The 26,108-nt window shown below is 61.2% G+C and carries 32 protein-coding genes; 9 read left to right on the forward strand and 23 right to left on the reverse strand.

Annotation, left to right across the window (positions count from 1 at the left end):
* Positions 1 to 132 precede the first annotated feature (132 nt).
* On the forward strand, positions 133 to 762 hold the full coding sequence (locus TSA66_RS06400) for a TetR/AcrR family transcriptional regulator (RefSeq protein WP_232429417.1): 630 nt from the start codon (positions 133 to 135) through the stop codon (positions 760 to 762).
* On the opposite strand, the gene TSA66_RS06405 is transcribed toward TSA66_RS06400, so the two are convergent.
* Genes TSA66_RS06405 through TSA66_RS06415 form a run of 3 tightly spaced genes read right to left on the reverse strand, consistent with a single transcriptional unit; the run spans position 759 to position 4,252 of the window.
* Positions 759 to 1,163: a hypothetical protein gene (locus TSA66_RS06405; RefSeq protein ID WP_040039434.1), complete on the reverse strand. Its 405-nt coding sequence runs from the start codon at positions 1,161 to 1,163 to the stop codon at positions 759 to 761. The genes TSA66_RS06400 and TSA66_RS06405 overlap by 4 nt on opposite strands.
* A 43-nt stretch (positions 1,164 to 1,206) precedes the next feature.
* Positions 1,207 to 2,508, reverse strand: a complete 1,302-nt coding sequence (locus tag TSA66_RS06410) for an ABC transporter ATP-binding protein (RefSeq protein ID WP_040039435.1) — start codon at positions 2,506 to 2,508, stop codon at positions 1,207 to 1,209.
* A gap of 13 nt (positions 2,509 to 2,521) precedes the next feature.
* Entirely contained in the window at positions 2,522 to 4,252 is a 1,731-nt protein-coding gene (locus TSA66_RS06415) for an ABC transporter permease (RefSeq protein ID WP_040039436.1), read from the reverse strand.
* A 145-nt stretch (positions 4,253 to 4,397) separates the two neighbouring features.
* On the opposite strand from TSA66_RS06415, the gene TSA66_RS06420 reads away from it, so the two are divergent.
* Positions 4,398 to 4,640, forward strand: coding sequence for a hypothetical protein (locus TSA66_RS06420; protein WP_040039437.1), 243 nt, complete (start codon positions 4,398 to 4,400; stop codon positions 4,638 to 4,640).
* Between the two features lie 294 nt (positions 4,641 to 4,934).
* Here the strand turns inward: TSA66_RS06420 and TSA66_RS06425 are convergent, their stop codons facing one another.
* Positions 4,935 to 5,273: a hypothetical protein gene (locus tag TSA66_RS06425; RefSeq protein WP_040039438.1), complete on the reverse strand. Its 339-nt coding sequence runs from the start codon at positions 5,271 to 5,273 to the stop codon at positions 4,935 to 4,937.
* Between the two features lie 92 nt (positions 5,274 to 5,365).
* The gene (locus TSA66_RS26780) at positions 5,366 to 5,617 is read right to left on the reverse strand and encodes a hypothetical protein (RefSeq protein ID WP_157691622.1); all 252 of its coding nucleotides are present in this window, start codon (positions 5,615 to 5,617) and stop codon (positions 5,366 to 5,368) included.
* A 19-nt stretch (positions 5,618 to 5,636) separates the two neighbouring features.
* Between TSA66_RS26780 and TSA66_RS06430 the strand changes: the two genes are divergently transcribed.
* The 3 genes from TSA66_RS06430 to TSA66_RS06440 all read left to right on the forward strand — a co-directional run bounded on the left by TSA66_RS06430 (position 5,637) and on the right by TSA66_RS06440 (position 6,570).
* Positions 5,637 to 5,840, forward strand: a complete 204-nt coding sequence (locus tag TSA66_RS06430; protein WP_040042273.1) for a CsbD family protein — start codon at positions 5,637 to 5,639, stop codon at positions 5,838 to 5,840.
* Between the two features lie 111 nt (positions 5,841 to 5,951).
* Positions 5,952 to 6,215, forward strand: a complete 264-nt coding sequence (locus TSA66_RS06435) for a DUF2188 domain-containing protein (protein WP_040039439.1) — start codon at positions 5,952 to 5,954, stop codon at positions 6,213 to 6,215.
* An 85-nt stretch (positions 6,216 to 6,300) separates the two neighbouring features.
* Positions 6,301 to 6,570 (forward strand): GlsB/YeaQ/YmgE family stress response membrane protein, encoded by a 270-nt coding sequence (locus tag TSA66_RS06440; RefSeq protein WP_040039440.1) that lies wholly within the window; start codon positions 6,301 to 6,303, stop codon positions 6,568 to 6,570.
* Positions 6,571 to 6,672: 102 nt separating this feature from the next.
* Here TSA66_RS06440 and TSA66_RS06445 read toward each other — a convergent pair whose 3' ends face one another.
* The 5 genes from TSA66_RS06445 to TSA66_RS06465 form a co-directional block, all read right to left on the reverse strand.
* Positions 6,673 to 8,373 carry a long-chain-fatty-acid--CoA ligase gene (locus TSA66_RS06445; protein WP_040042274.1) on the reverse strand — a complete coding sequence of 567 codons (1,701 nt, stop codon included), beginning with the start codon at positions 8,371 to 8,373 and terminating at the stop codon, positions 6,673 to 6,675.
* A gap of 105 nt (positions 8,374 to 8,478) precedes the next feature.
* On the reverse strand, positions 8,479 to 9,243 hold the full coding sequence (locus TSA66_RS06450) for an SDR family oxidoreductase (protein ID WP_040042275.1): 765 nt from the start codon (positions 9,241 to 9,243) through the stop codon (positions 8,479 to 8,481).
* An 11-nt stretch (positions 9,244 to 9,254) separates the two neighbouring features.
* Positions 9,255 to 10,487 (reverse strand): acyl-CoA dehydrogenase family protein, encoded by a 1,233-nt coding sequence (locus TSA66_RS06455; RefSeq protein WP_040039441.1) that lies wholly within the window; start codon positions 10,485 to 10,487, stop codon positions 9,255 to 9,257.
* 48 nt (positions 10,488 to 10,535) lie between these two features.
* Positions 10,536 to 11,306 carry an SDR family oxidoreductase gene (locus TSA66_RS06460; protein ID WP_040039442.1) on the reverse strand — a complete coding sequence of 257 codons (771 nt, stop codon included), beginning with the start codon at positions 11,304 to 11,306 and terminating at the stop codon, positions 10,536 to 10,538.
* A 3-nt stretch (positions 11,307 to 11,309) separates the two neighbouring features.
* A complete protein-coding gene (locus TSA66_RS06465) occupies positions 11,310 to 12,032 on the reverse strand; it encodes a histidine phosphatase family protein (RefSeq protein WP_040039443.1) in 723 nt (240 codons plus the stop codon).
* Positions 12,033 to 12,141: 109 nt separating this feature from the next.
* Here TSA66_RS06465 and TSA66_RS06470 point away from each other — a divergent pair, with 109 nt between their 5' ends.
* Positions 12,142 to 13,044, forward strand: a complete 903-nt coding sequence (locus tag TSA66_RS06470) for a LysR family transcriptional regulator (protein ID WP_040039444.1) — start codon at positions 12,142 to 12,144, stop codon at positions 13,042 to 13,044.
* A gap of 36 nt (positions 13,045 to 13,080) precedes the next feature.
* On the opposite strand, the gene TSA66_RS06475 is transcribed toward TSA66_RS06470, so the two are convergent.
* From TSA66_RS06475 to TSA66_RS06485, 3 genes are all read right to left on the reverse strand, one after another.
* Positions 13,081 to 14,697, reverse strand: coding sequence for a methyl-accepting chemotaxis protein (locus tag TSA66_RS06475; protein ID WP_040039445.1), 1,617 nt, complete (start codon positions 14,695 to 14,697; stop codon positions 13,081 to 13,083).
* A gap of 398 nt (positions 14,698 to 15,095) precedes the next feature.
* Complete coding sequence (gene fumC / locus TSA66_RS06480; RefSeq protein ID WP_232429418.1) at positions 15,096 to 16,505, reverse strand: class II fumarate hydratase; 1,410 nt, start codon at positions 16,503 to 16,505, stop codon at positions 15,096 to 15,098.
* A gap of 141 nt (positions 16,506 to 16,646) precedes the next feature.
* Complete coding sequence (locus tag TSA66_RS06485; RefSeq protein ID WP_052452147.1) at positions 16,647 to 17,306, reverse strand: DUF599 domain-containing protein; 660 nt, start codon at positions 17,304 to 17,306, stop codon at positions 16,647 to 16,649.
* A 206-nt stretch (positions 17,307 to 17,512) separates the two neighbouring features.
* Here TSA66_RS06485 and TSA66_RS27630 point away from each other — a divergent pair, with 206 nt between their 5' ends.
* A complete protein-coding gene (locus TSA66_RS27630; RefSeq protein ID WP_232429419.1) occupies positions 17,513 to 18,496 on the forward strand; it encodes an SRPBCC family protein in 984 nt (327 codons plus the stop codon).
* 28 nt (positions 18,497 to 18,524) lie between these two features.
* Positions 18,525 to 19,307: a substrate-binding periplasmic protein gene (locus TSA66_RS06500; protein WP_198358724.1), complete on the forward strand. Its 783-nt coding sequence runs from the start codon at positions 18,525 to 18,527 to the stop codon at positions 19,305 to 19,307.
* Positions 19,308 to 19,330: 23 nt separating this feature from the next.
* Here the strand turns inward: TSA66_RS06500 and TSA66_RS06505 are convergent, their stop codons facing one another.
* From TSA66_RS06505 to rpsP, 7 genes are all read right to left on the reverse strand, one after another.
* The gene (locus tag TSA66_RS06505; protein WP_040039447.1) at positions 19,331 to 19,672 is read right to left on the reverse strand and encodes a DUF3579 domain-containing protein; all 342 of its coding nucleotides are present in this window, start codon (positions 19,670 to 19,672) and stop codon (positions 19,331 to 19,333) included.
* A gap of 362 nt (positions 19,673 to 20,034) precedes the next feature.
* The gene (locus TSA66_RS06510) at positions 20,035 to 20,991 is read right to left on the reverse strand and encodes a CobD/CbiB family protein (RefSeq protein WP_040039448.1); all 957 of its coding nucleotides are present in this window, start codon (positions 20,989 to 20,991) and stop codon (positions 20,035 to 20,037) included.
* A gap of 78 nt (positions 20,992 to 21,069) precedes the next feature.
* Positions 21,070 to 21,741, reverse strand: coding sequence for a CoA pyrophosphatase (locus tag TSA66_RS06515; protein ID WP_040039449.1), 672 nt, complete (start codon positions 21,739 to 21,741; stop codon positions 21,070 to 21,072).
* A gap of 120 nt (positions 21,742 to 21,861) precedes the next feature.
* Positions 21,862 to 22,245, reverse strand: a complete 384-nt coding sequence (gene rplS, locus TSA66_RS06520) for a 50S ribosomal protein L19 (RefSeq protein WP_040039450.1) — start codon at positions 22,243 to 22,245, stop codon at positions 21,862 to 21,864.
* A 99-nt stretch (positions 22,246 to 22,344) separates the two neighbouring features.
* The gene (gene trmD / locus TSA66_RS06525) at positions 22,345 to 23,091 is read right to left on the reverse strand and encodes a tRNA (guanosine(37)-N1)-methyltransferase TrmD (protein ID WP_040039451.1); all 747 of its coding nucleotides are present in this window, start codon (positions 23,089 to 23,091) and stop codon (positions 22,345 to 22,347) included.
* Between the two features lie 26 nt (positions 23,092 to 23,117).
* Positions 23,118 to 23,648, reverse strand: coding sequence for a ribosome maturation factor RimM (gene rimM / locus TSA66_RS06530; protein WP_040039452.1), 531 nt, complete (start codon positions 23,646 to 23,648; stop codon positions 23,118 to 23,120).
* 21 nt (positions 23,649 to 23,669) lie between these two features.
* Complete coding sequence (gene rpsP / locus TSA66_RS06535) at positions 23,670 to 23,924, reverse strand: 30S ribosomal protein S16 (RefSeq protein ID WP_040039453.1); 255 nt, start codon at positions 23,922 to 23,924, stop codon at positions 23,670 to 23,672.
* A 198-nt stretch (positions 23,925 to 24,122) separates the two neighbouring features.
* On the opposite strand from rpsP, the gene TSA66_RS06540 reads away from it, so the two are divergent.
* Positions 24,123 to 24,539 carry an NINE protein gene (locus TSA66_RS06540; protein WP_040039454.1) on the forward strand — a complete coding sequence of 139 codons (417 nt, stop codon included), beginning with the start codon at positions 24,123 to 24,125 and terminating at the stop codon, positions 24,537 to 24,539.
* Positions 24,540 to 24,766: 227 nt separating this feature from the next.
* On the opposite strand, the gene TSA66_RS06545 is transcribed toward TSA66_RS06540, so the two are convergent.
* From TSA66_RS06545 to TSA66_RS06555, 3 genes are all read right to left on the reverse strand, one after another.
* On the reverse strand, positions 24,767 to 24,985 hold the full coding sequence (locus tag TSA66_RS06545; RefSeq protein WP_040039455.1) for a DUF1059 domain-containing protein: 219 nt from the start codon (positions 24,983 to 24,985) through the stop codon (positions 24,767 to 24,769).
* Positions 24,986 to 25,200: 215 nt separating this feature from the next.
* Positions 25,201 to 25,638 (reverse strand): DUF4864 domain-containing protein, encoded by a 438-nt coding sequence (locus tag TSA66_RS06550; protein ID WP_040039456.1) that lies wholly within the window; start codon positions 25,636 to 25,638, stop codon positions 25,201 to 25,203.
* Positions 25,639 to 25,782: 144 nt separating this feature from the next.
* On the reverse strand, positions 25,783 to 26,108 hold a 326-nt coding region (locus TSA66_RS06555), incomplete at its 5' end, for an acyl-CoA dehydrogenase C-terminal domain-containing protein (RefSeq protein WP_198358726.1).

A 26,108-nucleotide genomic window follows, 5' to 3' on the forward strand; every position in this document is an offset into this window, starting at 1 on the left:
AGTCATTCAACCCGTCGCCGCCGACTGCGGTCAACATGGGGAACCCTATTTAAACATAGGGAACCCTATTTTACAAAACTCCCGCGATCCATGTACATCTGCGCCGCGGCGGGGGTACCATTGGCGCATCGCATGACGACAAAGGAATCTGGAGTGCAATCGGAAAAGAAAAAGCCCGAAGCCGGCGCGCGCGCCAAGCCCCGGCGCGTCCTGAGCGCCGACGACTGGATCGACGCAGCGACCGACTTGTTGGTCAGCAAGAGCGTCGACGCCGTGCGCGTCGAGACGCTGGCGAAAGAACTTGGCATCACGGTGGGCAGCTTTTATCACCACTTCAAGGACCGCAACGACCTGTTGTCGAAGATGCTGAAGCGCTGGCATGAAAGGACCACGGCCCAGGTGGTGCGCTCGTACGGCGAACTCGCGCCGGAAGAGGCGCTGCACGAAATCCTGACCCTGCCCTTCCATGGCTTGACGGCCCGGCGCGCAGCGATGGTGGAATTCGCGATCCGCGCCTGGGCGCGGCGCGACGAGATGGCACGGCAAGCGGTGCGGGAAGTCGACGAGCAACGGCTCGCCTACTACACCAAGGGTTTCCAGAAGCTGGGCTTCCGCAAGGCCGAGGCGGCCAACCGCGCCTTCCTGGTCTACAGCTACCAGATTTCCCAGTCCCTGCTCTGGGAAGTCAACGACGACAAGGCGCGGAAAAAGCAGCTCAACTTCGCCAAGGAGCTGTTGCTCACGCCGCTGCGCGAAAACTAGAACTTCCTTACCTTGAACTCGTGCTGCAGCACGATCCTGGTGGCGGTAATCAGAGGGCTCAATCCAAGCACCAGCTGCGTGAGCGTGTGCCCCGGCAGTGCCCAGATGCGCGAGGGCGGCGGCTCCACGCCGGTGGCGGCGCTGATCAGCGGCGCCACCCACTCTGCCTCGGGTGTCACGTCCAGCAGCACGTCGCCATCGGAGGTGGTGTGCAGGTAGATTTCCCCGCCGTGCCCGAGCCGGAAGCAGATCCCGTAGCCGACGGCGCGGGTATTTTCGATCGCGCGCTGCAGTTCGCGGTTGTAATTATCGATCCATGCCTCGACATCATAGGTTGTCGCCAGCACGATCCACGGGCGCTCGGCGAGCTCCGTGGGTTTTCCATTGTCCGTATCCTGCATGTAACCACCCTTTCAATGCCGCCTGGCGGTCGCGCGGCGACCATTACTCTTCTTCGCTGTCCGGCAGCTTGAGCCGGCCGGTATGGAAGTCGTATTCGTACGCTTCGCCGTAACGTCCCCATTCGATGGCGACTTCCAGCACGCGCTTGGCTTCGTCCGCCTTCAGGAATTCCTGCAGCAGTTCCAGGAAAGGCTTTTCCGGCAGCGTGCCGCTCGCTTCGGCTTCCAGGCGATGCCGGATATGTGCGGCCAGCGGCACGTGCGTGAGCAGCTGCTGGCCGAAGATTTCCTGCCTGAGCGCCTGGTCGGCCTCGGCATACCGGTGGCCGAGCGGGGTGAGCGCGATGTCGCCCTTTTCCACCTGTGCCAGCGCTAGCAGGGCGAGCGCTTCATAGGCCGGAAACAGCTCCTCGTCCGGCAGTTCGGCTTCCTGCGCCAGCTGCGGCAAGTCGGCGCGGCCATTGAACGGGGCGTCGGCGAGCAGGTCGAGCACGCCTTCGATGTGCTCGACATCGGTGGGCGGCAGGCGGTAGCCGAGGTGCATGCGCGCCAGCACCTCGGCCGCCGCCTCCTGCGCCGGGCGCATCGTCATCAGCCCGTAGACTTCGTCCACCAGCCCCCTGACCTCGACCGAGTCGGCGTCGCGCGGGCGCGGCAGATCGATCCGGAATTCGCTGCGGATGCGTCCCGGGTCGCTGGACAGGATGATGATACGGTCGGCCATCATCACCGCCTCCTCGATATTGTGCGACACGATCAGCATGCCCTTCGTCGGCATGCGCTTGCTGTCCCACAGCTCCAGGATATCGTCGCGCAGCGTTTCGCCGGTGAGCACGTCGAGCGCCGAGAAAGCCTCGTCCATCAGCAGCACGTCGGGATCGGTGACCAACGCGCGCGCAATACCGACGCGCTGGCGCATGCCGCCCGACAGTTCGCGCGGCAGGGCGCCGCCGAAACCGGCCAGCCCCATCAGCTCCAGCATGGCGTCGGCGCGCCGCGCGCGCTCGGCCGGCGGCACGCCTTGCGCCTCCAGGCCGAGTTCGACGTTCTGCTGCACCGTCAGCCACGGAAACAGCGCGAACGACTGGAACACCATCGCGATGCCGCCGACCGGCCCGCCAATAGCCTGCCCGCGATAGGCCGCGCGGCCGGCGTCGGCCGGAATCAGGCCAGCCATGATACGCAGCAGAGTCGACTTGCCCGACCCCGACTTGCCCAAAAGGGCGACGATCTCGCCCTCCTGCAGCGCGAAGTCGACCGATTCCAGCACCGTGCGCGGCGCGCCGTCGGCCGAGCGAAACGACTTGGCGACGCCCTTCAGTTCGATCAATTCATTACGGCTCATCACATCACCCTCATTATCGGCTGCGGTCCTCGGAAAGCAGGTACAGCTTGCGCCAGAAGAAGCGGTTCAACAGCATCACGAATACGCACATCACGCCAATCCCCAGCGCGATCCGGTGAAAGTCGCCGGCGTCGGTCATCTCCTTGATATAGCTGCCCAAGCCGTTGGCCACCAGCGTGGTCTTGCCCCAGGTGACGTACTCGGCCACGATGCTGGCGTTCCAGGACCCGCCGCTGGCGGTGATGGCGCCGGTCACATAGCTGGGAAACACCGCCGGCAGGTAGACGCGCTTCCATTTGAGCCAGCCTTTCAGGCCAAGGTTGTCCGCCGCCAGCCGCAGCTCGGTCGGCACGGTCGAGGCGCCCGCCACCACGTTGAACAGGATGTACCACTGGGTGCCGAACACCATCAGCGGACTGAGCCAGATGTCGGGATTGAGCCGGTATGCCACCAGTGCATAGACCACCAGCGGAAACAGCAGGTTGACCGGAAAGGCGGCCAGGAATTGCGCGACGGCCTGCACCCGCTGCGAATACTGCGGGCGCAGCCCGATCCAGACCGCCAGCGGCACCCAGATCAGCGACGCCAGTCCGATCAGCAGCAGCACCCGCAGCAGCGTGAGAAAGCCCAGCCCGACCACATGCGCCACCTCGCCCCAGCCGACATCGCTGTGGATGAACACGAGCAAGCGCAGCGCCGCCAGTGCGGCGGCGGCGACCACCAGCGCATCCCACGCACGCGGCAGCCATGGCGGGGCATGGCGCCAGCGCGGGCCGGTGGCATCCTGCCGCTGCGTGCCAAACCAGCCGAGCGCGCCGCGCATGCGCTCCCAGAAGCGCTCGTTGAGGGCGCGCGCCCAGCTGCTGCGCCGTATCCAGTCGAGCAGCCAGGACTGCTGCGCGGTCTCGCCCTGCGATTCCTCGAACCGGAACTTGTCGGCCCAGGCCAAGAGCGGCCGGAAGAACAGCTGGTCGTACAGCACGATGCCGGCCAACATGGCGGCGATCGCATAGGCGATGGCGCGGCCGTTTTCCTGTTCGATCGCGGTGGCGATCCAGGCCCCGATGCCGGGCAGCTTGATATCCTGGCCGGCCACCGAGATCGCTTCGGCCGCCACCAGGAAGAACCAGCCGCCCGACATCGACATCATCATGTTCCACAGCAGGCCCGGCATGGCGTACGGCAGTTCCAGGCGCCAGAAACGCTGCCACGCCGACAGGCGGAATACGCGCGCGGCTTCGTTGAGCTCGGACGGCACGGTGCGCATCGACTCGTACAGACTGAACGTCATGTTCCACGCCTGCGAGGTGAAGATGGCGAAAATCGCCGCGCACTCGACGCCCAGCAGGTTGCCGGGGAAAAGCGCAATGAAGGGCGCGATCGCGATCGCCTGGAAGCCTAGGATCGGCACCGACTGCAGGATGTCGAGCAGCGGGATCATCAATTTTTCGGCGGCGCGGTAGCGGGCGGCGACGGCCGCGAACGCGAACGAGAACAACAGCGAAAATCCCATGGCCGTAAACATGCGCAGGATGGTGCGCAGCAGGTAATACGGCAGATAGATTGGATCGAGCGCGATCTCGGTCGGCTGGCCGACGGTAAACGGCCGGCTCATCTGCATGGCGCCGAAGGCAAGCGCGGCCAGCAGCGCCAGCACCAGCGGCAGCAGCGCCCAGTCCCAGCGGTTGGGGCGCGATGCCAGCCAGTGACGGCCGCTGTCTTGCGGGTCGAACATTGCGAACATGGGAGCCTTTCTCAGATGCGCGGACTGGCCGACGCCGGCGCCACGGGCACGGGGTGGTCGATACGGTCCGCGCCGATCGCGCTGGCCGGCGGATTGCGTTGGATATACAACATCGGCAGCTCCTGTTCGGTTGACGGGAAGCGCCTTGCATCTGCACTTGTGCGTGCCCGCGCCCGCCATGTGGTGCGGCGGCCAGCGGCACTGCCTGAATGTTTTTGGGAATTCGGATGAGGCGGGCATGCGCCCGGCACATCAGGATATCGTCATCGGCCGGCGGCGCGACGACGACAGGAGGAAGAAAGCCCTGCGTTATCTTGCCGAGGCAGAACCGGAACAATTCCGGCAACAACTACCACTCGAACAAGTGCCCATGAAAGGGGCTCCATGAAATGAAAACAGGCGGATTCTAGGCGCGGATTGCTTGTTCCGTCAAGAAAGTTCCGTCCATCCAAAGTGCCCGCCACGAAGCTGGCGCGCCATGGGGATGGCGCACGAACCGACGCAACCCAGCTTCCTGCACGCCCGCGCCACCCGCAATCCGGCAAAACCGGATATGCCGGGCTAAAAGGTCGAGCCAGCCGCCGGATACCCGGCGGCTGGCGAGGCAGCGGCTTGACAGCGAATTATCGAGCGCGACGGGACATGAGTCACGGCCGCAAGGGCCGTGACGCGCCCTGCCGGCTTAATGCAGCGCGCCTTGCTGCTGCGCGGCTGCCTCCGGCACTGGCTTCGGCTTGCCTTGGGCGTCGCTGAGGCGATATTTGGTGCGCCGGTCGCCCATCAGGTCGCGCAATTCGCGAATGCTCATGTTGGTGGTCTCGTGCATGCGGATCAGCAGCGAGGCTCCGATCGGCAAGCGGCGATGCCGGATCTTGGAAATCACCGGCGGCGCCACTTCGAGCATGCGCGACAGCGCGGCATCGTTTTTCAGGTTCATCTTCTCCAGCAGGGTATCCAGCAGGCGATTCGGATCGTAGGTTTCCTGCCCTGCCAGTGCGTGTTCGTTCAGTTGTTCAGCCATGATGTACTCCTCGGGAAATGTGAAAGCTGTACTCCGGTGTAACAAATGACAGCTTGTCAGTGATTAAGTTTCCGAATGCAATAGATATTGTTTCAAAATATGTCGAAAACTTTTTCGCAACGCGCAAATTCTTGCCGCGACATCAACTTGAGCACCATCCGGCTTTGACGCTGGACATCTTTTCTCCCGCGCCCTGTATTGTTTTCAAAAGTCATTGGAACATTTACATCGGTTATGCCCGCAATTCCGGCTTTTGATACGGCATCAAACAGGCACAGGATTTGCACCATCGCTTTCGGCGCCGACATCCATCGGCGGCATGCATTGTTCAATAAGAGCGTCATTTCAAATCAGGAGGTCAGCATGAACTGGGACACTGTCGCAGGCAACTGGACGCAATTGAAGGGCAAGGTGAAGGAGCAATGGGGCAAGCTGTCCGACGATCAGCTTGACATGATTGCCGGCCAGCGCGACCAGCTCGTCGGCAAGATTCAGGAGGCGTACGGCATCAGCAAGGACGAGGCCGAAGACCAGATCAAGCGCTTCGAAAACCAGAGCTTGCATTGACACTTGCGGACTGCCGTGCGGACACCTGCTGGAAGATCGGGATGCCCTCGCAATCTGCGCCAGGACCAAGTGCAAGCAAGAGAGGCCTGAACCATTGAGCAGGACGCCCGCATGGAACGCGATCAGAACGAAGCCCCGGTGATCTGCATCTCGCCCGGCATCAACGGCAGATGGGACGTATCGGAAAAGGGATCGGAAGAACCGCTAGCGTCATTTGACGAGAAGGAGGATGCCTATGCCTATGCCACCAAATTAACGGAGTCGAAACAAGGCGCGACCGTGCTGGTCGAGGACGAGGAAGGCTTCTCGCCGCTTCCGCTCCGGCGCGATGGCAGTGGCGCATCGGAAGAGAACGACGGGCATTTCACTGGCTGACCGTGCGTTCCAGGGACGGGCTGAACCAATTCACTAGAGGCCAGTCTATTTCACATAGCAGTTTTTCAACATACAGGAGGTTTATATGAACTTCATTATCTGGATCGTTGTAGGCGGTATTCTGGGCTGGCTGGCCAGCCTCGTGATGCGGACCGATGCGCAGCAAGGCCTGCTGCTCAACATCGTGGTCGGCATTGTCGGCGCGCTGCTCGGCGGCTGGCTGCTTGCGCCGCTGTTCGGCACAGGCACCATCAACCAGAACGACTTCAGCATCTCGTCGCTGCTGGTGTCCTTCCTCGGCGCGGTGGTGCTACTCGCCATCGTAAACTTGCTACGCCGCGGCACGCCGCGCTAGCCGGGCCGCCAACGACTGCCCTACCGGCAGTCGCCTTCGGTGTCGAGCATCCAGTGCGGGACTGATTCACTGCCTGAGTCCCGCACGTCGACACCTCCCCCGTCAGTTCGCCGTTCCCTTCCTCGCCTCTTCCTCGTACAGCTCTTTCTTCGACAATTTCCCGACCGGGGTCTTGGGTAACTGGTCGCGGATTTCCAGCGCCTGCACCATCTCGTGCTTGCCGAGGCGGCGCTTGAGGAAGCCCTTCAGTTCTTCCAGCGTGAAATGCGGCGCGCCCGGCTTCAGCGTCACGAACGCCTTCGGCGACTGGCCACGGTACGCATCCGCAATGCCGATCACGCTCACTTCCGCCACGGCCGGATGCTCGTAAATCGCCTCCTCGATATTGCGCGGGTAGACGTTGTAGCCGCCGCACAGGATCATGTCCTTGGTGCGGTCGACGATGTACACGAAGCCGTCCTCGTCCATGTAGCCGACATCGCCGGTACGGAAAAAGCCGTCCGGCGTCATCGACTCCCGCGTGGCCTGCGGCTTTTTCCAGTAGCCCTTCATCACGTTCGGGCCCTTGATGCACAGCTCGCCGCGCTCACCCTGCGGCACCTCCCGCGCCGGATCGTCGATGCTGACGAACTTGATCGTCACGCCGACGGTGGGCATGCCGCACGATCCCACCTTCTGCATCCCGTACACCGGCGTGAAGGTGCCGGTGGGCGAGGTCTCGGTCATGCCCCAGCCCTCGACCAGGCAGCAGCCGGTCAGGCGCTGGAAACTCTGGTTCACCTCGACCGGCAGCGGGGCGCCGCCCGAACCGCAGAATTTCAGCGAGCTGAGATCGTAGTCCCCAATGGCTGGATAGTTAATGATCGCGGTGTACATGGTCGGCACGCCGGGAAAGATCGTAATCTTTTTCGCGGCCAGATCCTTCACCACGGCATCGACCTCGAAGCGGGTATGCAGCACCAGCTCGGCGCCCATGCGTATGCCGAACAGCATGTTGACCGTCAGTGCATAGATATGAAACAGCGGCAGCACCGCAAGCACGCGTTCCCGCCCCTCTTCCAGCACCCGGGGCTCGCCGCTGACGGTTGCATAAAACTGGCTGCATGCGGTGGTCAGGTTCGCATGCGTGAGCATGGCGCCCTTCGGCAAGCCGGTGGTGCCGCCGGTGTACTGCAATACCGCGATCGCCTCGTTCACATCGGCGATCGGATACGGCTGATACGCTCCGTCGTTGTCCAGCAGCTGCGCGAAACGCATGTGCCGCTCGTCGGCCGGAATTTCCGCCAGTTGCTGCGCCTTCTGCAGGTGGGCATGCACGGCGTCCGGCGCGGCGCTCATTTCCGCAATCGTCCCGATCACCAGCTTGCGCAGGCGCGTGCCGCCGAGCAGCCGGCCCATCTGCGGATAAAGCGCTGCCAGGTCGAGCGTGACGATGATATCGGTCTCGCTGTCCTCGACCTTATGCTCCAGCACTTTCTCGGCGTCGAGCGGCGAATAGTTCACCACCGTGCCGCCGGCTTTGAGCAGGCCGAAGAAGGCGATGACGTAATGCGGGGTATTCGGCAGGTACAGTCCGACATGCACGCCCGGTTTGACACCGAGCTGCTGGAACCCCTTGGCCGCACGGTTGACCAGGGCCTGCAATTCCCGGTAAGTGATGCGCTTCCCCATGAATTCGAGCGCCGGAAGATCCGCCCATTTGCGCGCCGCCTCATCCAGCAGTTGCGGCACCGGCATGACCGGCAGTTCGGCGTCCCAGTGCACGCCCGGCGGATAGGATTTAATCCAGGGAAGTTGCGTCATCTCGTGTTTCATCGTTTAGTCTGCCTCTTTATTCTTTTAAGTAAACGAAAAAAACTCCTTCCCTCATTGGCGGAGGAAAGGAGTCACCACTTTGTGGAAAGACATTTAGATTGCGGTCAGGCCGCCATCCACGGCCAGCTGGTGTCCGGTCACGAACGACGCCGCGTCCGAGCACAGCCACAATACCGCGCCGGCGATTTCCCCGGCTTCGCCGATGCGTCCGATCGGATGCGCGCGCACGATATGCTTTTCGCGGCGCGGCTCGCGCTCCAGCGCGCGTTCCAGCATCGCCGTGCGGATCACACCGGGGCACACCGAATTGATGCGGATGCCGGCCTTGCCGTACTCTGCCGCGGCGGTCTTGGTCATGCCGACCACCGCATGCTTGCTGGCCGCATATACGCCCTGCAAGGGAGCTCCGACCAGGCCGGCGACCGATGCGGTGTTGACGATCGCGCCGCCGCCCTGCCTGAGCATCTGGCGGATTTCGTGCTTCATGCACAGCCACGCGCCTTTGACGTTGATGGCCATGATGCGGTCGAACAGCGCTTCCTCGCATTCGCCGATCGGCTTGCTTTCCTCCTCGATGCCGGCATTGTTGAATGCGCAGTCGAGCCGTCCGTAGGTTGCGACCGTTTTCGCCACCAGCGCCTCCACCTCGGCATCGCGCGACACATCCGCCTTGACGAAGATGGCTTCGCCGCCGGCCTGCTTGATCAGGGCGACGGATTCCTCGCCCGCCTGCGCGCTGATATCGGACAGCACCAGCCGCGCACCGGCGCGCCCGAAGGCGAGCGCGGTGGCGCGGCCGATGCCGCCGCCGGCACCGGTAACCAGAACGACTTTCCCGGCATAGTTTTGCTCCGACATGACGGCTCCGATCACTGCGCCGGCTTGGCTGGCTTGTACTTCGCCAGTTCCAGCTTGCCAACCTGGTTGCGGTGCACCTCGTCCGGGCCGTCGGCGATGCGCAGCGTGCGCGCATTGGCATAGGCATGCGCCAGGAACTCGTCGGCCACTCCGCCGCCGCCGTGCGCCTGGATCGCCCAGTCGATCACCTTGCACGCCATGTTCGGCGCGGCGACCTTGATCATGCCGATTTCCTTGAGCGCAGCCTTGTTGCCGACCTTGTCCATCATGTCTGCCGCATTGAGCACCAGGAAACGGGCCTGGTCGATCATGATGCGCGCTTCGGCGATGCGCTCCAGCGTCACGGTCTGTTCCGCGATCGGCTTGCCGAAGGCGACGCGCTTGAGGGTACGCTGGCACATCTTTTCCAGTGCGCGCTCGGCCAGGCCAATCAGACGCATGCAGTGGTGGATACGGCCCGGCCCAAGGCGGCCCTGCGCGATTTCGAAGCCGCGACCTTCGCCCAGCAGAATGTTCGATACCGGCACGCGCACGTTTTCAAACAGCGTTTCGCCGTGGCCGTGCGGCGCGTCGTCGAAACCGAACACCGGCAGCGGGCGTACGATGGTCACGCCGGGGGTATCGCGCGGCACCACGATCATCGACTGCTGCTTGTGCTTGTTCGGGTTGTCCGGGTCGGTCTTGCCCATGAAGATGAACACCTTGCAGCGCGGATCGTTGGCGCCGGACGACCACCATTTGCGGCCGTTGATGACGTAATGATCGCCGTCGCGCACGATGCGGCTTTCGATGTTGGTCGCATCCGACGATGCGACGGCCGGCTCGGTCATCGCGAAGCAGGAACGGATCTCGCCTTCCAGCAGGGGTTTCAGCCATTTTTCCTTCAGCTCTTCGCTGGCGTAGCGTTCCAGCGTCTCCATGTTGCCGGTGTCCGGTGCCGAGCAATTGAACGCCTCGGCGGCCCAGCCGGCACGGCCCATGATTTCGCACAGCGGCGCGTATTCCAGATTGGTCAGGCCGGCGCCGTTCTTCGACTCCGGCAGGAACAGGTTCCACAGGCCGGCGGCCTTGGCCTTCTGCTTCAAGTCTTCCATGACCTTGGTCGGAATCCAGGCATCGCCCTTGGCGCGGTTTTCCGCGATTTCGGCGAAAAAGGCTTTTTCGTTCGGATAGACATGCTCGTCCATGAACGCATTCAGGCGCTTCTGAAGTTCCTTTACCTTGGGGCTGTAGTCAAAGTCCATGTTTCACTCCGTTGTGTATGCGCCAGGCGCGATTGTGTGTTGTGCTGCTTATCCGATCAGATAGCCGCCGTCGACATTGATGGCGGTACCGGTGGTGTAGCTCGATGCATTCGACGCCAGGTACAGCACGGTGCCAGCCATTTCGTCCGGCTGCGCCACGCGGCGCATCGGCACGTGCGGCATCATGCGGTTCAGAACCGCCGGGTTATGCACCAGGGCGGCGGCGAACTTGGTGTCGGTCGGCCCCGGCAGCAAGGCATTCACGCGCACGCCGGATGCCGCGCATTCCTTGGCAAACGCCTGCGTCATCGAAATCACGGCCGCCTTGGTGATCGAATAGATGCCCTGCCCTTCGCCGGGGATGACGCCGTTGACCGAGGCGACATTGACGATGCTGCCGCCGCCGTTCTTCGCCATCAGTTTCGCGCCATGCACCGAGCTGTAGAAATAGCCGCGGATGTTGACGTCGACCGTCTTCTGGAACGACGAGATATCGGTATCGACGATCGGGCCGAAATAGGGATTGGTCGCGGCATTGTTGACCAGGATGTCGAGCCGGCCGTGCTTCTTCTCGATGGCGGCATACATCGCCTCGATCTGCGCCATTTCACCAATATGGCAGGCGATCGTCTCGGCCGAACCGCCCGCTTCGCGGATGGCGGCCACGACGGCGTCGCACGACTCCGCCTTGCGGCTGGAGACGAGCACGTGCGCGCCATAGGCGGCCAGAGTCTTGGCGATCGATTCGCCGATGCCGCGGGAAGCGCCGGTCACCAGCGCGATTTTTCCGGAAAGGTCAAACAGGTTTGCGTTTGTCATAGCTTAGCGATAGGTAATGGTATGGGGCTGCCCGAGCCATTCGAGGTGGGCGTAGTTGTTGAGATAGCTGAGCGACACGCGTCGCGACGACGCACCGCCCGTCTGGTACAGCAGCTTGGTGAGCCCGCAGTTGGCCAGGGTCCAGTTCAGCTGCGCCATCTGCTTGTCTTCCAGGCCGAGCACATGCTGGCAAATGGTGGCAATCGTGCCGCCGGAGGTAAAGACGATGATCGATTGCGACTTGTCGGCGCCATCGACCAGGCGCTGCAGGCCGGCGATACAGCGCCGGCGGAATTGCGTCCAGGTTTCGCGGTAGTCGGCGTCATGTTCACCGCTCATCCAGCGCGTCATTGCGGCCTGGAAGATCTCCTGGAATGCTTGGCGCGCATTCGGGCTGGCGGCCAGGAAGCGCTTGATCTCGGCCGGGTCCTCGAACGACGGATGATGGCGCACCAGCACTTCGTGGTGGTCGTACTCGTTGAAATCCGGGTCGGTATGCCAGTCGGTATCGATGCGGTGCGCCTTGGGCAGCACCGCCATGCAGGCATCCGCCGTCTGGCGGTGGCGCTTCAAGGCGCCGGTGACGACGCGATGGAATTGCTGGCGCGAGTTGGCGAACCATTCGCCCAGCAGGCGAGCCTGTTCCAGGCCGAGTTCCGACAACTGGTCATAGTCGGCGCTGCCGAACGATGCTTGTCCGTGCCGGACCAGGTAGATTTGTCCCATGCCGCGCCTGCCTCCCCAAACTGCCGCCGCAATTGGCGGGTTGTGAAGAGCATATCGCCGGGTATAGAATCGATCAAATGAATAGTTATTATTAACTCAAATAAATTCCATGCATATATCGCGGGTCGACTTGAACCTCTTCACGGTCTTCGAAGCCATCTATACCGAGGGCAGCGTCACGCGCGCCAGCCAGAAGCTGAACCTGACGCAACCGGCGATCAGCCATGCGCTGGGGCGGCTGCGCCAAATGTTCGACGACCCGCTGTTCGTGCGCCAGGGCCATGCGATGGTGTCGACGCCGATGGCGCGCAACATGATCGAGCCGGTGCGACGCGCCTTGCGCGGGCTGGAAGTCACGCTGAACGGCTTGCACGTGTTCGATCCGGCCAGCACGCCAAAGCAGTTCAATATTGCGCTGCGTGACGTGCTGGAAGCGACCATCCTGCCGCCACTGATGCTGCGCGTGCGGCAAGCCGCGCCGCTGGTCGACATCGCAGCCAGCCATGTGGAGCGGCGCGAACTGGAAGGTGAATTGGCGGCCGGCACGCTCGACGGCGCCATCGACGTGCTGCTGCCGCTGTCGGGCGACATCATGCGCACCCGGATCTATCAGGATTCAACGGTCGTGGTCGTGCGCAAGGGACATCCGGCGATCGACGGCAAGCTCGACCTCGACACCTACATGAAGCAGGACCACATCCTTGCCAGTTCGCGCCGTCGCGGCCCCGGCCTGGAGGATTTCGAGCTGAGCCGCTTCGGCCTGGAGCGCCAGATCCGCCTGCGCTGCCAGCACTACTTCGCCGCCTGCCGCGTCGTGAGCGAGACCGACATGCTGCTGACCATGCCGGGGCGCTATGCGCGCATCGCTAACCAGCAGTTCGACAACCAGATCCTGCCGTTTCCGCTGGAAGTTCCGGCGTTCGACGTGTTCCTGTACTGGCATGCGAACATGGATAACGACCCGGCCAACCGCTGGTTTCGGGAACAGGTCATGGAGTCGGTCCGGGAGTGAGGGCACCATTGGCGCCCCGGCCCGGACAGCCCGCCGTCAGCGCGCCAGGCGCTTGACGCTTGCCTGGCCGCTGGCGATGGCGGGCGCCGCGGCCTTTTCCGCCGCCGGCGCGCTGGACCGGTATCCGACCCGAAATCCGCCCCAGTGCCGCCCCTTCACATAGATCGGGACCGACAAGTCGTGCATCACCTCGCCGGTATCCCGCTTATAGGTCTGCAGCAGGAACGGCTTCGTATTCGATCCGCAGCGCGCGCCGGTGGCGTCGTTGAAGATGCGCTTGGTGCGGTTGTTGACCAGGTCGACGTCATAATTGCCCGTCAGCGGTTTGGAAAACTTGTGATTATGGGTCGGGAAGTAGCCGTTGTTGTCGACTGCGCCGGCATATGCCAGTTGCGACATCGACTCCAAGATGCGCTCCTGGATCGCCGGCAGCGTGCGGTCGGTGAAGGCGTCGAACGCGGTCGTGTATTTCGGCGGATTGGTGTTCGGGATTGGCTTGTAATTGCGGTCAAACAAGGCCGTCTCGCTGATGCGGCCGTTTGCAATCGCTTCCTCGAACAGTTCGCCGATTTGCGCCGCAGCCTGCTCGGCCACTGCGCGCACCGCATCGTGCGAGGTCGGCACCCCGCATTCGGTAGCCGCCTCGAACAGCGCTTCGGCCCGCTCGGTGAGCACCATCGCCGACTTCGATGCAAGCGGCAATGCCTCCTCGGTCGACAGCATGCCGTCGCGAATGCGCGAAATCGATTCCGCGATCAGCTGCGTCGTTTCGACGTGTTCGCGCGCGGCCGCCGCGATCATCTGGATTTCGGTTTGCGACACGCCGGACGACTGCTCGATATTGCCGAGCAGCGCGTGCACCCGTTCGACGTTCTGCGCCGCTTCCGACACCTTGCCGCTCAGTGCCGTCATGCCGGCCGCGGCACGTTCGGATTCTTCATTGATTTCGCGCACCATCACGCCGATGTCGTCGGTAGCGGCTTTGGTGCGCTGCGCCAGCTGGCGCACTTCGCCCGCCACCACGGCGAAGCCTCGCCCGTGCTCGCCGGCACGCGCAGCCTCGATCGCGGCATTGAGCGCCAGCAGGTTGGTGCGCGCGGCAATCTCGTTGATCACCTCGGTAATGACATGGATGCGGCGCGATTTTTCTTGCAAATGCGTCATCACCTCCGACGCGGCCTGCGCATCCTGGCGCGCGTTGCTGATGCGGCGCAGGCCCTGGTCCACTTCAGCCCGGCCAGTCACGCTTTCGCTGCGCACGTCGGAGGCGATCTTCGATGCGCGTTCCGCATTGGCGGCGATCTGTTCGGTGGTCTGCGCCGTCTGCCGCGAGCGCCCGACGATGTCCTCGGTGATCTGCAAATCCTGGTCGATTTTCTTCTTGATCGAATCGACGAAGTAGGATGTCTCCGCCGAACCGATCATGACATGGTCGAGTTCGCCGCCCACGCGCATGGCAAAGTGCCTGTTGCCGTCCGGGCGCCTCCGGAGCACCAGCATGGCCACGACGGCCGAGCAGGAAGCGGCGATGGCGGCCAGCATTACCGTGCTGATGGCCGTGCCGGCCAGCCAGTCCAGCAGCGCGGCCACTGCCGTGCCGCCCGCTGCCGATGCCAGCAGTGGGGCCAGAAAACGAAGCAAGTGTCGTCCCATCTTCTCTACTCTTTCTTGATGTTCCTTGATACTACCCGGTCAACTGCAGATGTCCCAGCGCATCATGCAAGGCGTCGGCGGATTTGCAACACCGCTCTTGGATTGAACCGGCGTGAGGGAGGCTGGTGCCGGATGCACAGTCCGGTCATTGGCGCATCGCCGCCGGATGGGCGAATACGATAACCTTCCCGCAGCCATATTGATTCTAATTTGCAACATTTGGCCAGGAAGTCAAGCGCGGTCTAGGATGCGCGATGTTTATTACAGGAAACTTACAGCCCCAGAATGTATAGGGAGCTAAGGGGTGACCTCCCAGGCGGAGCGAGCGGATTGGAGCGGCGGTAAGTAAGCATGACGGAAACGCCATGTTCGGCTGAAGCGCAGCCTGCCCCACAGCCTCACGGCGCCATCGGGCCGGTCATTTCCTGTGGACGGACCCAGCGCTCGAAGTCGGCTTCCGATACAAAGCCCAGCTCCAGCGCCGCCTGCTTCAGGGTTGTGCCGGTGCGATGCGCCTGTTTGGCAATTTGTGCTGCGCGGTCATATCCGATGTGCGGGGCCAGTGCGGTCACCAGCATCAGCGAGCGCTCCATCAGTTGCGCGATGCGCTCGCGGTTGGCCTCGATGCCGCGCGCGCAATGCGTGTCGAAGCTTTGCATGCCGTCGGCCAGCAGGCGCACGCTTTGCAGGAAGTTATGGGCGATCATCGGCTTGAACACATTGAGCTCGAAATTGCCGGATGCGCCACCGAAGTTAATCGCAACATCATTGCCGAACACTTGGCAGCACAGCATGGTCAGGGCTTCGGCCTGGGTCGGGTTGACCTTGCCGGGCATGATGGAGCTGCCCGGCTCGTTTTCTGGAATGGCAAGTTCTCCCAGGCCGGAGCGCGGCCCGGAGGCCAGCCAGCGGATGTCGTTGGCAATCTTCATGAGCGCCGCAGCCAGGGTCTTGAGCGCGCCGTGCGCGGCCACCAGCGCATCGTGCGACGCCAGGGCGGCGAACTTGTTGGGTGCGCTGGTGAACGGGAAACTGGCCCGGTGCGCCAGTTCGCTGGCCACGCGGGCGCCGAACTCCGGGTGGCTGTTGAGCCCGGTGCCGACCGCCGTGCCACCCACGGCCAGTTCGCACAGCGCCGGCAGGCAAGCCGAAATGGCCCCGATGGCATGGTCAAGCTGGGCCACGTAGCCCGAGAATTCCTGCCCCAGCGTCAGCGGCGTCGCATCCTGCAGGTGCGTACGGCCGATCTTGACGATGCCGGAAAACGCCTGCGACTTGTCATCGAGGGTGGCACGCAGCGCGCGCAGCGCTGGCAGTAAGGCGTTCTTCATGGAGATCACCGCTGCCACATGCATTACCGTCGGGAAGATGTCGTTCGACGACTGGCCGAGATTGACGTCATCGTTCGGATGCACCAGGCGTCCTGCGCCGCGCGCACCGCCCAGCAGTTCGGAGGCGCGATTGGCGATGACTTCATTCATGTTCATGTTGGTCTGCGTGCCGGAACCGGTCTGCCAGATCGACAACGGGAATTCTTCAAGCCACTGTCCCGATGCGATCTCTTCCGCCGCCTTGATGATGGCCTCCGCCTTTTTACGTTCCAAGAGGCCCAGGTCGCGGTTGACGACTGCGCAGGCCGACTTGACCATCGCCAGGGCGACGATCAGCTCCGTCGGCATGCGTTCGGTCGAAATGGAGAAATGATGGAGCGATCGCTGCGTCTGGGCGCCCCAAAGTCGGTCCGCCGGCACCTCGATCGCGCCAAACGTATCATGTTCTGTCCTGCTTGCCGGCATGCTGATCTCCATGCTGATCCCCTAACAACAGACTCGTTTGCGGGTATTCAGTTCTGCCATGCAGGCTGCATTCTTCTATTGCATCGACAACAGGCTTTCCAGCCGGACTTGTATCCCTCGGCCAGCAGGGACCACGCCCTTGGCACCCATAAATCAATCCACTTCCGTAATCGGATTGCGATCGAGCCGGTAGAGCACGGCAATCAGGCCGACCGTGGCCGTCACCAGAAACAGCGGGCCGAACAGCCAGAACACCAGCGGCACGGTAATGAAAAACGCGCGCATGCCGATGCTGTACAAGGTGCTCGCCTTATTCAAGCGCTGCGCAACGTAGTCCGGCGACAAGGGACCTTGCGCCACGGCGGAAGGCAGGCTGATCATGAAGACCACATGGTTGAGCAGGCGCACCGTCAGCGCAAATGAGAAAAACGCGACGATCAGTACGGTCAGCAGGCACAGAATCTTGACAATCCACCACTGCGACTCTTGCGAACTGACGATGTTGAGCGCGTGCCAGGTTTTCGCGAGGCTTTCCGCCTGTCCGGACAAGGTGAGCGTCCCCATGATCAAGAGCACGGCCGAGGAAGCCTTGAATGTCGCTGCCATCACATAGTTGCGCAAGGTTTGCACGGCCAGCACCTCCTTGCTGCCACCTTTCATCACCTCCGCCACCCACAAGCGGCGTGCGCGGCGGTTAATGGCATGTACCGTAAAATCGGGCCGGCGGCGCTGGCGGGCGAGCAGGAAGAGATAGTACCCAAGCACCAACAGCACGCTGATGACGATCGCAACTGCATCAGGATGGATATGCACAAAGCCTCCGTTCGTTTTTGCATCTTATGTTAACGCGTCGGGAGGAATTCATTGCCATTTCCGCCAAGCTTCGCTTCGCCACGCCGCCAACGTCCCAAGGCTTTCCTGGCCGAGACTGTAACCGATAGTCATAAGGTCGCATTTGCTCAATATCGGGCATCGGCAAGTGCATTACGATGCCAATTTATTGCCCTCTTCCGTTGCCGATGGCCGAATATCGTTTCATCACTTCCTGGCAGATTGAAGCGCCGTTGCAGGCGGTATTCGACACCATCCTCGACTCGCTGCACTGGTCCGACTGGTGGCCCGGCGTCCAAGCGGTCGAACAACTTGACCAAGGCGATGCCAACGGCATCGGCAGCCTGCGCCGGTATACCTGGAAGAGCCTGTTGGGATACGGCCTGCGCTTCGATGCACGGGCCGTCCGGATCGCGCCGCCGCTAGTGCTTGAAGCGACCGTCGAGGGCGACCTGAAGGGATATGGACGCTGGACGTTTTGCCACGATAGGGGCGTTACCACCGTCTGCTACGAATGGGACGTGCACACCACCAGGCACTGGATGAATTGGCTCTCGCCGGTTGCCCGCGGCGTGTTTGTATACAACCATCACGTCCTGATGCGGCGCGGCGCGGAGGGGCTGGCGCAATGTCTGCGCGCACGTCTGATTGGCGTGTCGGAGCGCGAGTTGCCGCGCCCCGCCCGTATCAACAGCGTACTAGGCGACGACACGCCGGTGGACTGGCGCGCAGCGGCGGTAACCGGCGTGCTTGCCGGTATTGTCGCCACGTTTGCCCAACTACTGCTGTGGTGGGTCGCTTCTTATGCACCGGTCGGCATGCTGCTGCGCGATGCACACCTGGCGGCTGCCATCGTCATGGGGCAAGGCGTCCTGGAGTCGCCTGCGACATTCGACTGGCGCGTGATGACGGCAGCAACAGTCGTGCATGGTATCTTGTCGATCGCTTACGGACTGCTGCTGGGTCGCATGATTGTGCGCCTGCCGATGTGCGCGGCCCTTTTGGCTGGCGGCACCTTCGGGCTTTTACTTTTCTACATCAACATGTATGGCTTTACCGCCATATTTCCCTGGTTTTCGGCCAGTCGCGATTGGATAACGGCATCTGCCCACCTCCTCTTCGGCTTGAGTGGCGCGCTTATCTACAAGTCATTCCATGATCCGGAAACGTAAGTCGCAAAACAATGCGAGGGAATTCCCTTTGCCGCAGCCAATGCACGGCATGCTCTTGCTGGCCATCTTGCTGGGAGCGTGGTGTATGGATGCCTCGGGCACGGTAACGGAACTTTATACAGCGCCTCAGGAATTTTCTGAACCGAAGTTTATTTTGCGCCAGCAAGACGGTCGTACGGTGGTCGAGGGCCTTTGTGTCGACATCATGCATGCCATCGAACGCACCGATCCTCACATCCGGTTCGTGCTCGGCCCGCCCCCGCAATCGCTGGCCCGCATTGAGGCGAGCTTGGTTGCGGGAGAATTGCACGTCGCGTGCGGCTTCTTGCGAACCGGGAAGCGCGAACACGCGCTGCACTACATCGAGCCGCCACTGTTTTCAACGGACTTTTACATGGCAGTACGCGCGGATGATGATGTCGCGGTGCGAAACTGGGAGGATGTGCGCCGGCTTGGAGAAGATGCCGTCATTCTTGCCAAATATGCATGTGCGCCGGCCCTCAGCAGCGTGGAGGGCTTGAAAACGGATTTCAGCGCCAAGGATACGAAAACCAATATCCAGAAATTACTGGCCGGTCGCGGTCGCTTCTTTTTTCACCGCTCGCCCGGCATCGAAGCAGCCATTCGGGATGCCGGCGCACAGGGTAAGGTCAAAATACTGCCTGTCGTAATGTCTCGCCAGCCGCTTTACATGGTGCTATCCAAAGCCGTTCCGGCCCATGCGGCGACGAGAATACAAACAGCGATTATCCGGCTGGAAGCGAACGGAGAACTCGCCAAGCTGTTTGCCAAGTGGCGCGCCGATGATTGAAGCGCCAGACGTGAAATGCGCGCTTACGCCTTCTTTTCCTGCGGTTCGGGTAACAAGCAGGCATCCACAATTTGCAAATCGTTGTCTTTTGCGAAATTAATGACAAAGTGGTACGCCATCGGTTCGACATCGCGCAAGGCTTCGTTGACGACGACTGACTTCACGCCGCCCAGCACGGTCGGCCGGACATAGGGAGAGTACTGCAAATGAGCATGACGCCCGCCGGAGCCTTCCGGGCGAAAGCAGGACATGACCCCGCACAACCGCTCCGCCCAATCGCTCGGGCGGAACTGCCGGCCGTCGCTGGTCAGGCCCTGAATGAAAAACTCGCGAGCGAGTGTCTTGCGGTCAATGGAATCGGCCATGTGTGCGGCTTGTCTCTATAGCGGTTGCTACCTCGACCCGGTTACCCCCTGCAAGCGGTGCAGCCGGCCTGAATTACTGGGCGCCATTATGCAGCGCCAAGCTTTCAGAATTCTTGCATATTATATCTTATAGAAGAGTTGATGTGAAACAACATTTCGCAATGTGAAATATTGGCAAGATAATGGGTCAACCGGGAGAACAAAAGCACACGGCAGCCCATTTCTCCAGTAAAGCACATCAATGAAAAATTGCGAAGAATGCCGCACTTTGGCGCATCTGCATGACGGCGGCCTCTTTCATGTAGAAATGGATGTGCGCCGTAAAATTCCGGCACACCTGGTCGAAAGAAAGCCGGAGGCCGTCAGCCGAGCCAGACCGCGAACGACAGCAACAGGAGCATTAACATCCACAACAGGAGTGCGCGCCAGACTAACCCGACGGTGCTTTGCAGAGCGCGCACGGTTGCCTCTTCGCCCGGAGGCGCATCCACCTCCAGCGCAACGGCATCGATCACTGCAGCATCCGCCGCCGGAATCGCCGCTGCGCTTTGCGTGGCCGTGCCCAAGCGCAATCCCATTGCGCCGCCGCCAGCGGCCAGGATGATGCCGATCGCCTCGTCCTGCCAGCGGTGCGCAAAATTGCGCCATGCGTAAATCGCGTCTTCAAAATTGCCGACGATGGCAAATGCAATGGCCGTCAATCGCGCCGGAATCCAGTCGATCCAGTAAAACGCCCTCGCGGCAAATCGCCCGAAGGGCTCGTTCCGCAAGTGCTCCGGCTCGTTCCACGCACGCGCCAGGTATTCGGCCACGCGGTACATAATGGCGCATGCTGGGCCAAGTGGCATCAAGAACCAGAAGAACACCCCGAACACGTTGCGGTGGGTGGTCACGAGCGCATTTTCCACGGCAATCCGGGAAATGTCGTTAGCACTCATCGCTGCGGTATCCTGCCCTGTCCATTCGGCCAGCAAGCGGCGCGCGGCCAGTTCGTCGCCGCTGTTCAACGCCAGCTGAATCGAGGTGAAGTAATGGCTGTAATGACGGAAGCCGAGCGTCAGATAGACGACCAGAATATTCCATGCCAGCGCCGCGAACGGACTGATCCGCACGCACAGCCAGTACACCAGCGCCGTCGGCAGCATCATGGCCAGCATCATCATGATCCATGCGGTGCGGCCGTGCGCCTCCTGTCCCGCATTGAAGCTGGCTTCCATCCGCGCCGCGAGCTGCTTGATAGCGCCGTACAGGGGATTGTCGGCACGCAGCGGCTTGAGTTGTTCGATCAGCAGGGCACAAAGAATGGAAAGAAAGGTCATCAGACAGCCTTATAACGTATTACGCATACGATAACGCAGCACAACACGAGAATCAAACCCGGGACAGGAAAACGGGCGTTACGCCCTCAGAAAATGAAACAGATTGCGCAGCATGCCAGCCGTCGCTCCCCAGATGAAGAACCGTTCGTAGGGCATCGCGTAAAACGTGCGTCGTCCGGCACCGTTAGGCAACTCGATCGCGCGACGCTGATGATTCATCCCGTTCATCAGGAAAGCCAGCGGCACCTCGAAAATTTCAGCGACCTCGAACGGATCGGCGCGCAACTCGAATGGCGGCTCCACCAACGACACTACCGGCGTCACCCTGAATCCCGTACCCGTCACGTAGTCCGGAAGGGTGCCGAGAACTTCAATATGGCGGCGATGCAGCCCGACCTCCTCTTCCGTTTCGCGCAAGGCGGTCTCGATTGCGGAGGTGTCAACCTCGTCAACCCGGCCGCCCGGCAAACTGACCTGCCCGGCATGATCGTTCAGGTGGGCAGTGCGCTGGGTCAGCAGCAGCGTCAATCCGCCGTCGCGTGCAATGATAGGCAGCAGCACCGATGCTGGCGTGGGTGCCGTTGTCGCCTTGCGCATCAACTGTTCGTCAGAAACCTCGGGTTGCCATGGCGGCGGATTGGCAAAATGTGCACGCAAGCCTGGGGCGGTCAGCCGTTGCGGCGGAACCGCCGGCTCGCCGGCAACGGAGTCAATGGGGAGGATTTCCGGATCGAAGAGCAGCTTGGACAAGACGTTTTCCTGAAGCAAATATGATCAACATTGATTCTAGCGCGAATCCCCCATCCATCCGCGCCATGGCTGGAAATGAAAAAGGCACCCGGAGGTGCCTTTTCTTTCAACCCGCCGCAATTACTCTGCAGCTTGCGTAGCGACGCGGCGGTTCGGCAGCTTTTCCTTGATGCGTGCAGCCTTGCCGGAACGATCACGCAGGTAGTACAGCTTGGCGCGACGCACGTCACCGCGACGCTTGACTTCGATCGAAGCGATCAGCGGGGAATACAGCTGGAACGTACGCTCCACGCCTTCGCCGGACGAAATCTTGCGAACGATGAAGTTGGAGTTCAGGCCACGGTTACGACGCGCGATCACGACGCCTTCGTATGCCTGCGCACGCTTGCGGGTGCCTTCAACCACGTTGACGTTGACGACGACGGTATCACCCGGCGCGAAGTCGGGGATGTTTTTGCCCAGGCGGGCGATTTCTTCTTGCTCGAGTTTCTGGATCAAGTCCATTTTTAGCTCCTTGGACCATCATGCCGGCGCTGTATCTGTGTCTGCCCGGTAGAGGATGGGGTTAAACAAGCGGATGAAACCATCCGCACGGTACTACAACTACAAACTGCTTAAAAACTTTTCATCGGCGCGCGACAGCAGTCCCGCCGCGCGAGCCTGCACAATCAGATCCGGCCGCTTGCGTGCAGTCGCTGCCAGCGCCTGCTCGCGCCGCCACTTTTCGATCTCGGCATGATGCCCGCCCAACAGCACCGGCGGTACCGCCACGCCTTCATATACTTCCGGACGCGTGTAGTGCGGGCAATCGAGCAAGCCGTTGACGAAGCTATCCTCGAGCGCCGAACCTTCGTCGTTCAACACGCCAGGCAATTGCCTGATCACTGCGTCCATCAGCGCCATTGCTGGCAGCTCGCCACCGGACAGCACAAAATCGCCAATGCTGATTTCCTCATCGACACAGCGATCCAGCAAACGCTGGTCAACCGCTTCGTACCGTCCGCATAGTAATATCAGACCCGGCTCAGCCGTCAACTGCATCACGCGCTGATGTGTAAGTGTCTTGCCTTGCGGCGACAGGTAAATCGTTCGCGGCTGCGCTACTCCCTGCTGCGTCTGGCGCGCCTTGGCAGCATCGATCGCTGCTTCGAGCGGCTTTGCCAACATGACCATTCCAGGTCCGCCGCCGTATGGACGATCGTCGACAGTGCGGTAATTGTCAGTGGTGAAATCGCGCGGATTCCACAACGATATCGCGCACTTGTTTTTTTCGAATGCGCGCCGAGTGATACCCGATTGCGTAATCGCGGCGAACATGTCGGGAAACAGCGTGATGACATCGAATTGCATCTCGTTGCCTACCCTAGAAAATGGGCTCAGTAATCCAAGCCCCAGTCCACCGTAATCTTCTTTGCTTCCTGATCCACCGTCTTGACGAACTGGTCGACAAACGGGATCAGCCATTCTTTCGGCTTGTCGGAACCGGCAACCGGCGCCTGCACCTGCACCTGCAGGATCGCCTGCGCGCCATTATCCATGAGGCCGACGACGCTACCCAAGCTTTCGCCCTGCAGATTCTCGACTTCCAGGCCGATCAGATCGACCCAGTAAAACTCGTCGTCCGTCAGCACCGGGAAGTGGCTGCGCCGGATTTGCACCGTCGCTCCCTTAAGCGCTTCTGCGCCATTGCGATCGGCGATGCCAACCAAGCTGGCCACCACGTCATCGCCGTGGTGCTTGGCTTGCATCATGTCAACGTCGTGCAAATCGGGCTTATCCAGCCACCACGTCTTTGCATGGAGCATTGCATCCGCATCGGCGGAATAGGGTTTGATTCTTACCCAGCCGTGAATGCCGTAGGCGCCAGTGACATGACCGACCAGCACCAAGTCATCAGGGACAGTCATCCCTGCAGCCTTGCCAGCCAATTAGGCAGCAGCTTTGTTGCCGGCTTCTTTCACCAGACGGGCAACGGTCGGCGAAAGCTGTGCGCCAACGCCTTGCCAATGAGCCAGACGGTCTTGCGCAATGCGGAAGCCTTCGCTGCTGCCGGCAGCCACCGGGTTGTAGAAGCCGATACGCTCGATGAAGCGTCCGTCGCGACGGTTACGCGAGTCGGTGGCAACGATGTTGTAGAACGGGCGCTTCTTGGCGCCGGCGCGGGACAAACGGATAACGACCATAATGTGCTTCCAAAAATTGTTCGAAGACGGAAAAAGCCGGGAATTATAGCCTATTTTTCGCGCATCCTGCAAGATTGGTAATGCATCACGAATCGCGCCTGAGTTTCGTTGCTTTGCTAGCATCGCTCGTGCACACTATCCACCGTCGCAAGCCGAGCCAACCCGCTCCTAACGCGCCCCATTCACAGCAACAATTCAATGCCTACCTTCCAAAAAAACAAGACCATCGCCACCTTCCTCGCCTTCGTTGCAGGCAGCTTGGGAGCGCACCGTTTTTATCTTTACAGCAGAAAAGATCCGTGGGGCTGGGCTCATCTGGCATCCGTTCCGCTGGCATTGCTGCTCCGGCAGCTGTCACCCGACCAGCCTCTGCTGTTTGTAGCCGCCCCGCTAGTCATCTCGGGCCTGGCCGGATTCATCGAAGCACTGGTCATTGGGCTGACCCCGGACGACAAATGGGATGCTCGACATAATGCCGCCTCAGGACATCACACCGCCTCCGGCTGGCCGCTCGCCATCCTGCTTGTCCTGACGCTGGGCGTTGGCGCCGTTGCATTGATTGCAGCGATTGCGCGGACCTTCGACCTGTTATTTACCGGCGGCGCATACGGTTAACCCGCCCTCAAACACCACATCATCGAAGAGGGGCGGCGATCAAGGCAGGCGCACCTGACCACCAGCCATTAATAAATACCCCTCATAATCAGCAATACGGCTGCCAAAAAGATTCAAACGACGACACGGGCATACCGGTGTTCACAGAGCCTGCGTTTGGCCGTCGCATCCAGATAGCTTTTGAATCCTCCTCAACGTTGTCATCGTTCAGGGAACGGCGCGGCATGTTATAGCGCATGCGCCGCCGGGCGTTCGATAGGCGGGGTTCCTTCCTTGAACAGTTGCTTGATCTGCTGGCGCAGCTCGGGTGTGTCCTCGTGCTTGTGCACGGACACTGCATGTTGCACGGCAGCCTCGAGCAATTCCTGATCGGTATCTGCCGCGATGGCGATAGAGCAATTCAAATCGCTCGGAAATTCGCGGCAATCAATGAATTTGCGGGCCATGACGAGCCTCCTTGCTATGGCGAATGAAGATGAAATTTCAGATAAGAAATGATGCAAGCCTGCGGGAGCAGGCCAAAGTACGGCGACAATGCCGTGTTTTGTTATAGGTAGTCGAGCACAGCGCCGCAAGAGGGGCAAAGCAACGGGATTTGATGCAGGTCGAACCTTGAAACAAGCGCCGCGCGATGCGGCGGCGCAGACCAAGAAGATATCGGCTAGATGGAAACGCTAGTTGTTTCCAGCAACTGGCATCCATCAATTTTCCAGCTGCTGTCTTCTTCCTGCTGCATCCAGAAAATTGCGAGCCAGACCCGGCTTTCACTGTCGGTCACGCGCACCACTTGGATCGCGTCGCCATTGACCACTTCCGGATGCGAAAAGATCACGCGCTGGTGACGGTAGATCGGGTTGTACCGCTCTTTCATTAGACGCAGGAAATTATCGGGGCTGCCGATCAGCATTCGCTTCTCGGGCGTTGCCTGTTCGAACGCGCTTGCCGCATCGTCCTTTGACAGTGCATCCAGTTGCGACTGCACCGCTTCATGAATGGCGATCGCGTCAGCAGTCGTAATCCCCTCCACTGCCGCCGCACTGCCCCAGCACGGCACAAGCAGCCCGGCAAGCAGGCCTGCCATCGCCAAGAAACGTTTCATGATCCCCTCCTGATGAGGAACGACAAACGCTTGAACCAGTATATGGCAGATTTAAAAAAGTGCAGGGAGTTCAGCGGCGCGCCAAAAATAAAAAGGCGGCCCTGCGGCCGCCCTTTATACCTGCATTGAAGCGTGCAACCAGGCTTAGAACTGGTCTTCCGTGAGTGCCAGGACGCCGGCGCTGCCTTCGATGATGGCCGCGCGATAGCCGGCTGCCTGCGACAGGAAGTAGTCGGCAAAGAAGCGTGCGGTCGCGATCTTGGCCTGATAAAACTTGGCATCGCCCTCGCCTGCCTTCAGCTTGCGGTCCGCCACCAGTGCGGCGCGCGCCATCTGCCAGCCGCCCAGCACGATGCCGGCCAGCTTGAGGTAAGGCACGCTACCCGCAAACACGCCCTTGATGTCGGACTTCATGTTGGCGACCACGTAGTTCACGACTTCCTCCAGCGCCTTGGAGCCGGCAGCCAGCT

It is taken from the genome of Noviherbaspirillum autotrophicum (assembly GCF_000818395.1).
GTDB lineage: Bacteria > Pseudomonadota > Gammaproteobacteria > Burkholderiales > Burkholderiaceae_D > Noviherbaspirillum > Noviherbaspirillum autotrophicum.

Excerpts from the sequence above, each read along its gene's own strand:
- TSA66_RS06400 (WP_232429417.1), top strand. The coding sequence starts at position 133 with ATGACGACAAAGGAATCTGGAGTGCAATCGGAAAAGAAAAAGCCCGAA.
- TSA66_RS06405 (WP_040039434.1), bottom strand. The coding sequence starts at position 1,163 with ATGCAGGATACGGACAATGGAAAACCCACGGAGCTCGCCGAGCGCCCG.
- TSA66_RS06410 (WP_040039435.1), bottom strand. The coding sequence starts at position 2,508 with ATGAGCCGTAATGAATTGATCGAACTGAAGGGCGTCGCCAAGTCGTTT.
- TSA66_RS06415 (WP_040039436.1), bottom strand. The coding sequence starts at position 4,252 with ATGTTCGCAATGTTCGACCCGCAAGACAGCGGCCGTCACTGGCTGGCA.
- TSA66_RS06425 (WP_040039438.1), bottom strand. The coding sequence starts at position 5,273 with ATGGCTGAACAACTGAACGAACACGCACTGGCAGGGCAGGAAACCTAC.
- TSA66_RS26780 (WP_157691622.1), bottom strand. The coding sequence starts at position 5,617 with ATGACGCTCTTATTGAACAATGCATGCCGCCGATGGATGTCGGCGCCG.
- TSA66_RS06430 (WP_040042273.1), top strand. The coding sequence starts at position 5,637 with ATGAACTGGGACACTGTCGCAGGCAACTGGACGCAATTGAAGGGCAAG.
- TSA66_RS06435 (WP_040039439.1), top strand. The coding sequence starts at position 5,952 with ATGGAACGCGATCAGAACGAAGCCCCGGTGATCTGCATCTCGCCCGGC.
- TSA66_RS06440 (WP_040039440.1), top strand. The coding sequence starts at position 6,301 with ATGAACTTCATTATCTGGATCGTTGTAGGCGGTATTCTGGGCTGGCTG.
- TSA66_RS06445 (WP_040042274.1), bottom strand. The coding sequence starts at position 8,373 with ATGACGCAACTTCCCTGGATTAAATCCTATCCGCCGGGCGTGCACTGG.
- TSA66_RS06450 (WP_040042275.1), bottom strand. The coding sequence starts at position 9,243 with ATGTCGGAGCAAAACTATGCCGGGAAAGTCGTTCTGGTTACCGGTGCC.
- TSA66_RS06455 (WP_040039441.1), bottom strand. The coding sequence starts at position 10,487 with ATGGACTTTGACTACAGCCCCAAGGTAAAGGAACTTCAGAAGCGCCTG.
- TSA66_RS06460 (WP_040039442.1), bottom strand. The coding sequence starts at position 11,306 with ATGACAAACGCAAACCTGTTTGACCTTTCCGGAAAAATCGCGCTGGTG.
- TSA66_RS06465 (WP_040039443.1), bottom strand. The coding sequence starts at position 12,032 with ATGGGACAAATCTACCTGGTCCGGCACGGACAAGCATCGTTCGGCAGC.
- TSA66_RS06470 (WP_040039444.1), top strand. The coding sequence starts at position 12,142 with ATGCATATATCGCGGGTCGACTTGAACCTCTTCACGGTCTTCGAAGCC.
- TSA66_RS06475 (WP_040039445.1), bottom strand. The coding sequence starts at position 14,697 with ATGGGACGACACTTGCTTCGTTTTCTGGCCCCACTGCTGGCATCGGCA.
- fumC (WP_232429418.1), bottom strand. The coding sequence starts at position 16,505 with ATGGAGATCAGCATGCCGGCAAGCAGGACAGAACATGATACGTTTGGC.
- TSA66_RS27630 (WP_232429419.1), top strand. The coding sequence starts at position 17,513 with ATGGCCGAATATCGTTTCATCACTTCCTGGCAGATTGAAGCGCCGTTG.
- TSA66_RS06505 (WP_040039447.1), bottom strand. The coding sequence starts at position 19,672 with ATGGCCGATTCCATTGACCGCAAGACACTCGCTCGCGAGTTTTTCATT.
- TSA66_RS06510 (WP_040039448.1), bottom strand. The coding sequence starts at position 20,991 with ATGACCTTTCTTTCCATTCTTTGTGCCCTGCTGATCGAACAACTCAAG.
- rplS (WP_040039450.1), bottom strand. The coding sequence starts at position 22,245 with ATGGACTTGATCCAGAAACTCGAGCAAGAAGAAATCGCCCGCCTGGGC.
- trmD (WP_040039451.1), bottom strand. The coding sequence starts at position 23,091 with ATGCAATTCGATGTCATCACGCTGTTTCCCGACATGTTCGCCGCGATT.
- rimM (WP_040039452.1), bottom strand. The coding sequence starts at position 23,648 with ATGACTGTCCCTGATGACTTGGTGCTGGTCGGTCATGTCACTGGCGCC.
- rpsP (WP_040039453.1), bottom strand. The coding sequence starts at position 23,924 with ATGGTCGTTATCCGTTTGTCCCGCGCCGGCGCCAAGAAGCGCCCGTTC.
- TSA66_RS06540 (WP_040039454.1), top strand. The coding sequence starts at position 24,123 with ATGCCTACCTTCCAAAAAAACAAGACCATCGCCACCTTCCTCGCCTTC.
- TSA66_RS06545 (WP_040039455.1), bottom strand. The coding sequence starts at position 24,985 with ATGGCCCGCAAATTCATTGATTGCCGCGAATTTCCGAGCGATTTGAAT.
- TSA66_RS06550 (WP_040039456.1), bottom strand. The coding sequence starts at position 25,638 with ATGAAACGTTTCTTGGCGATGGCAGGCCTGCTTGCCGGGCTGCTTGTG.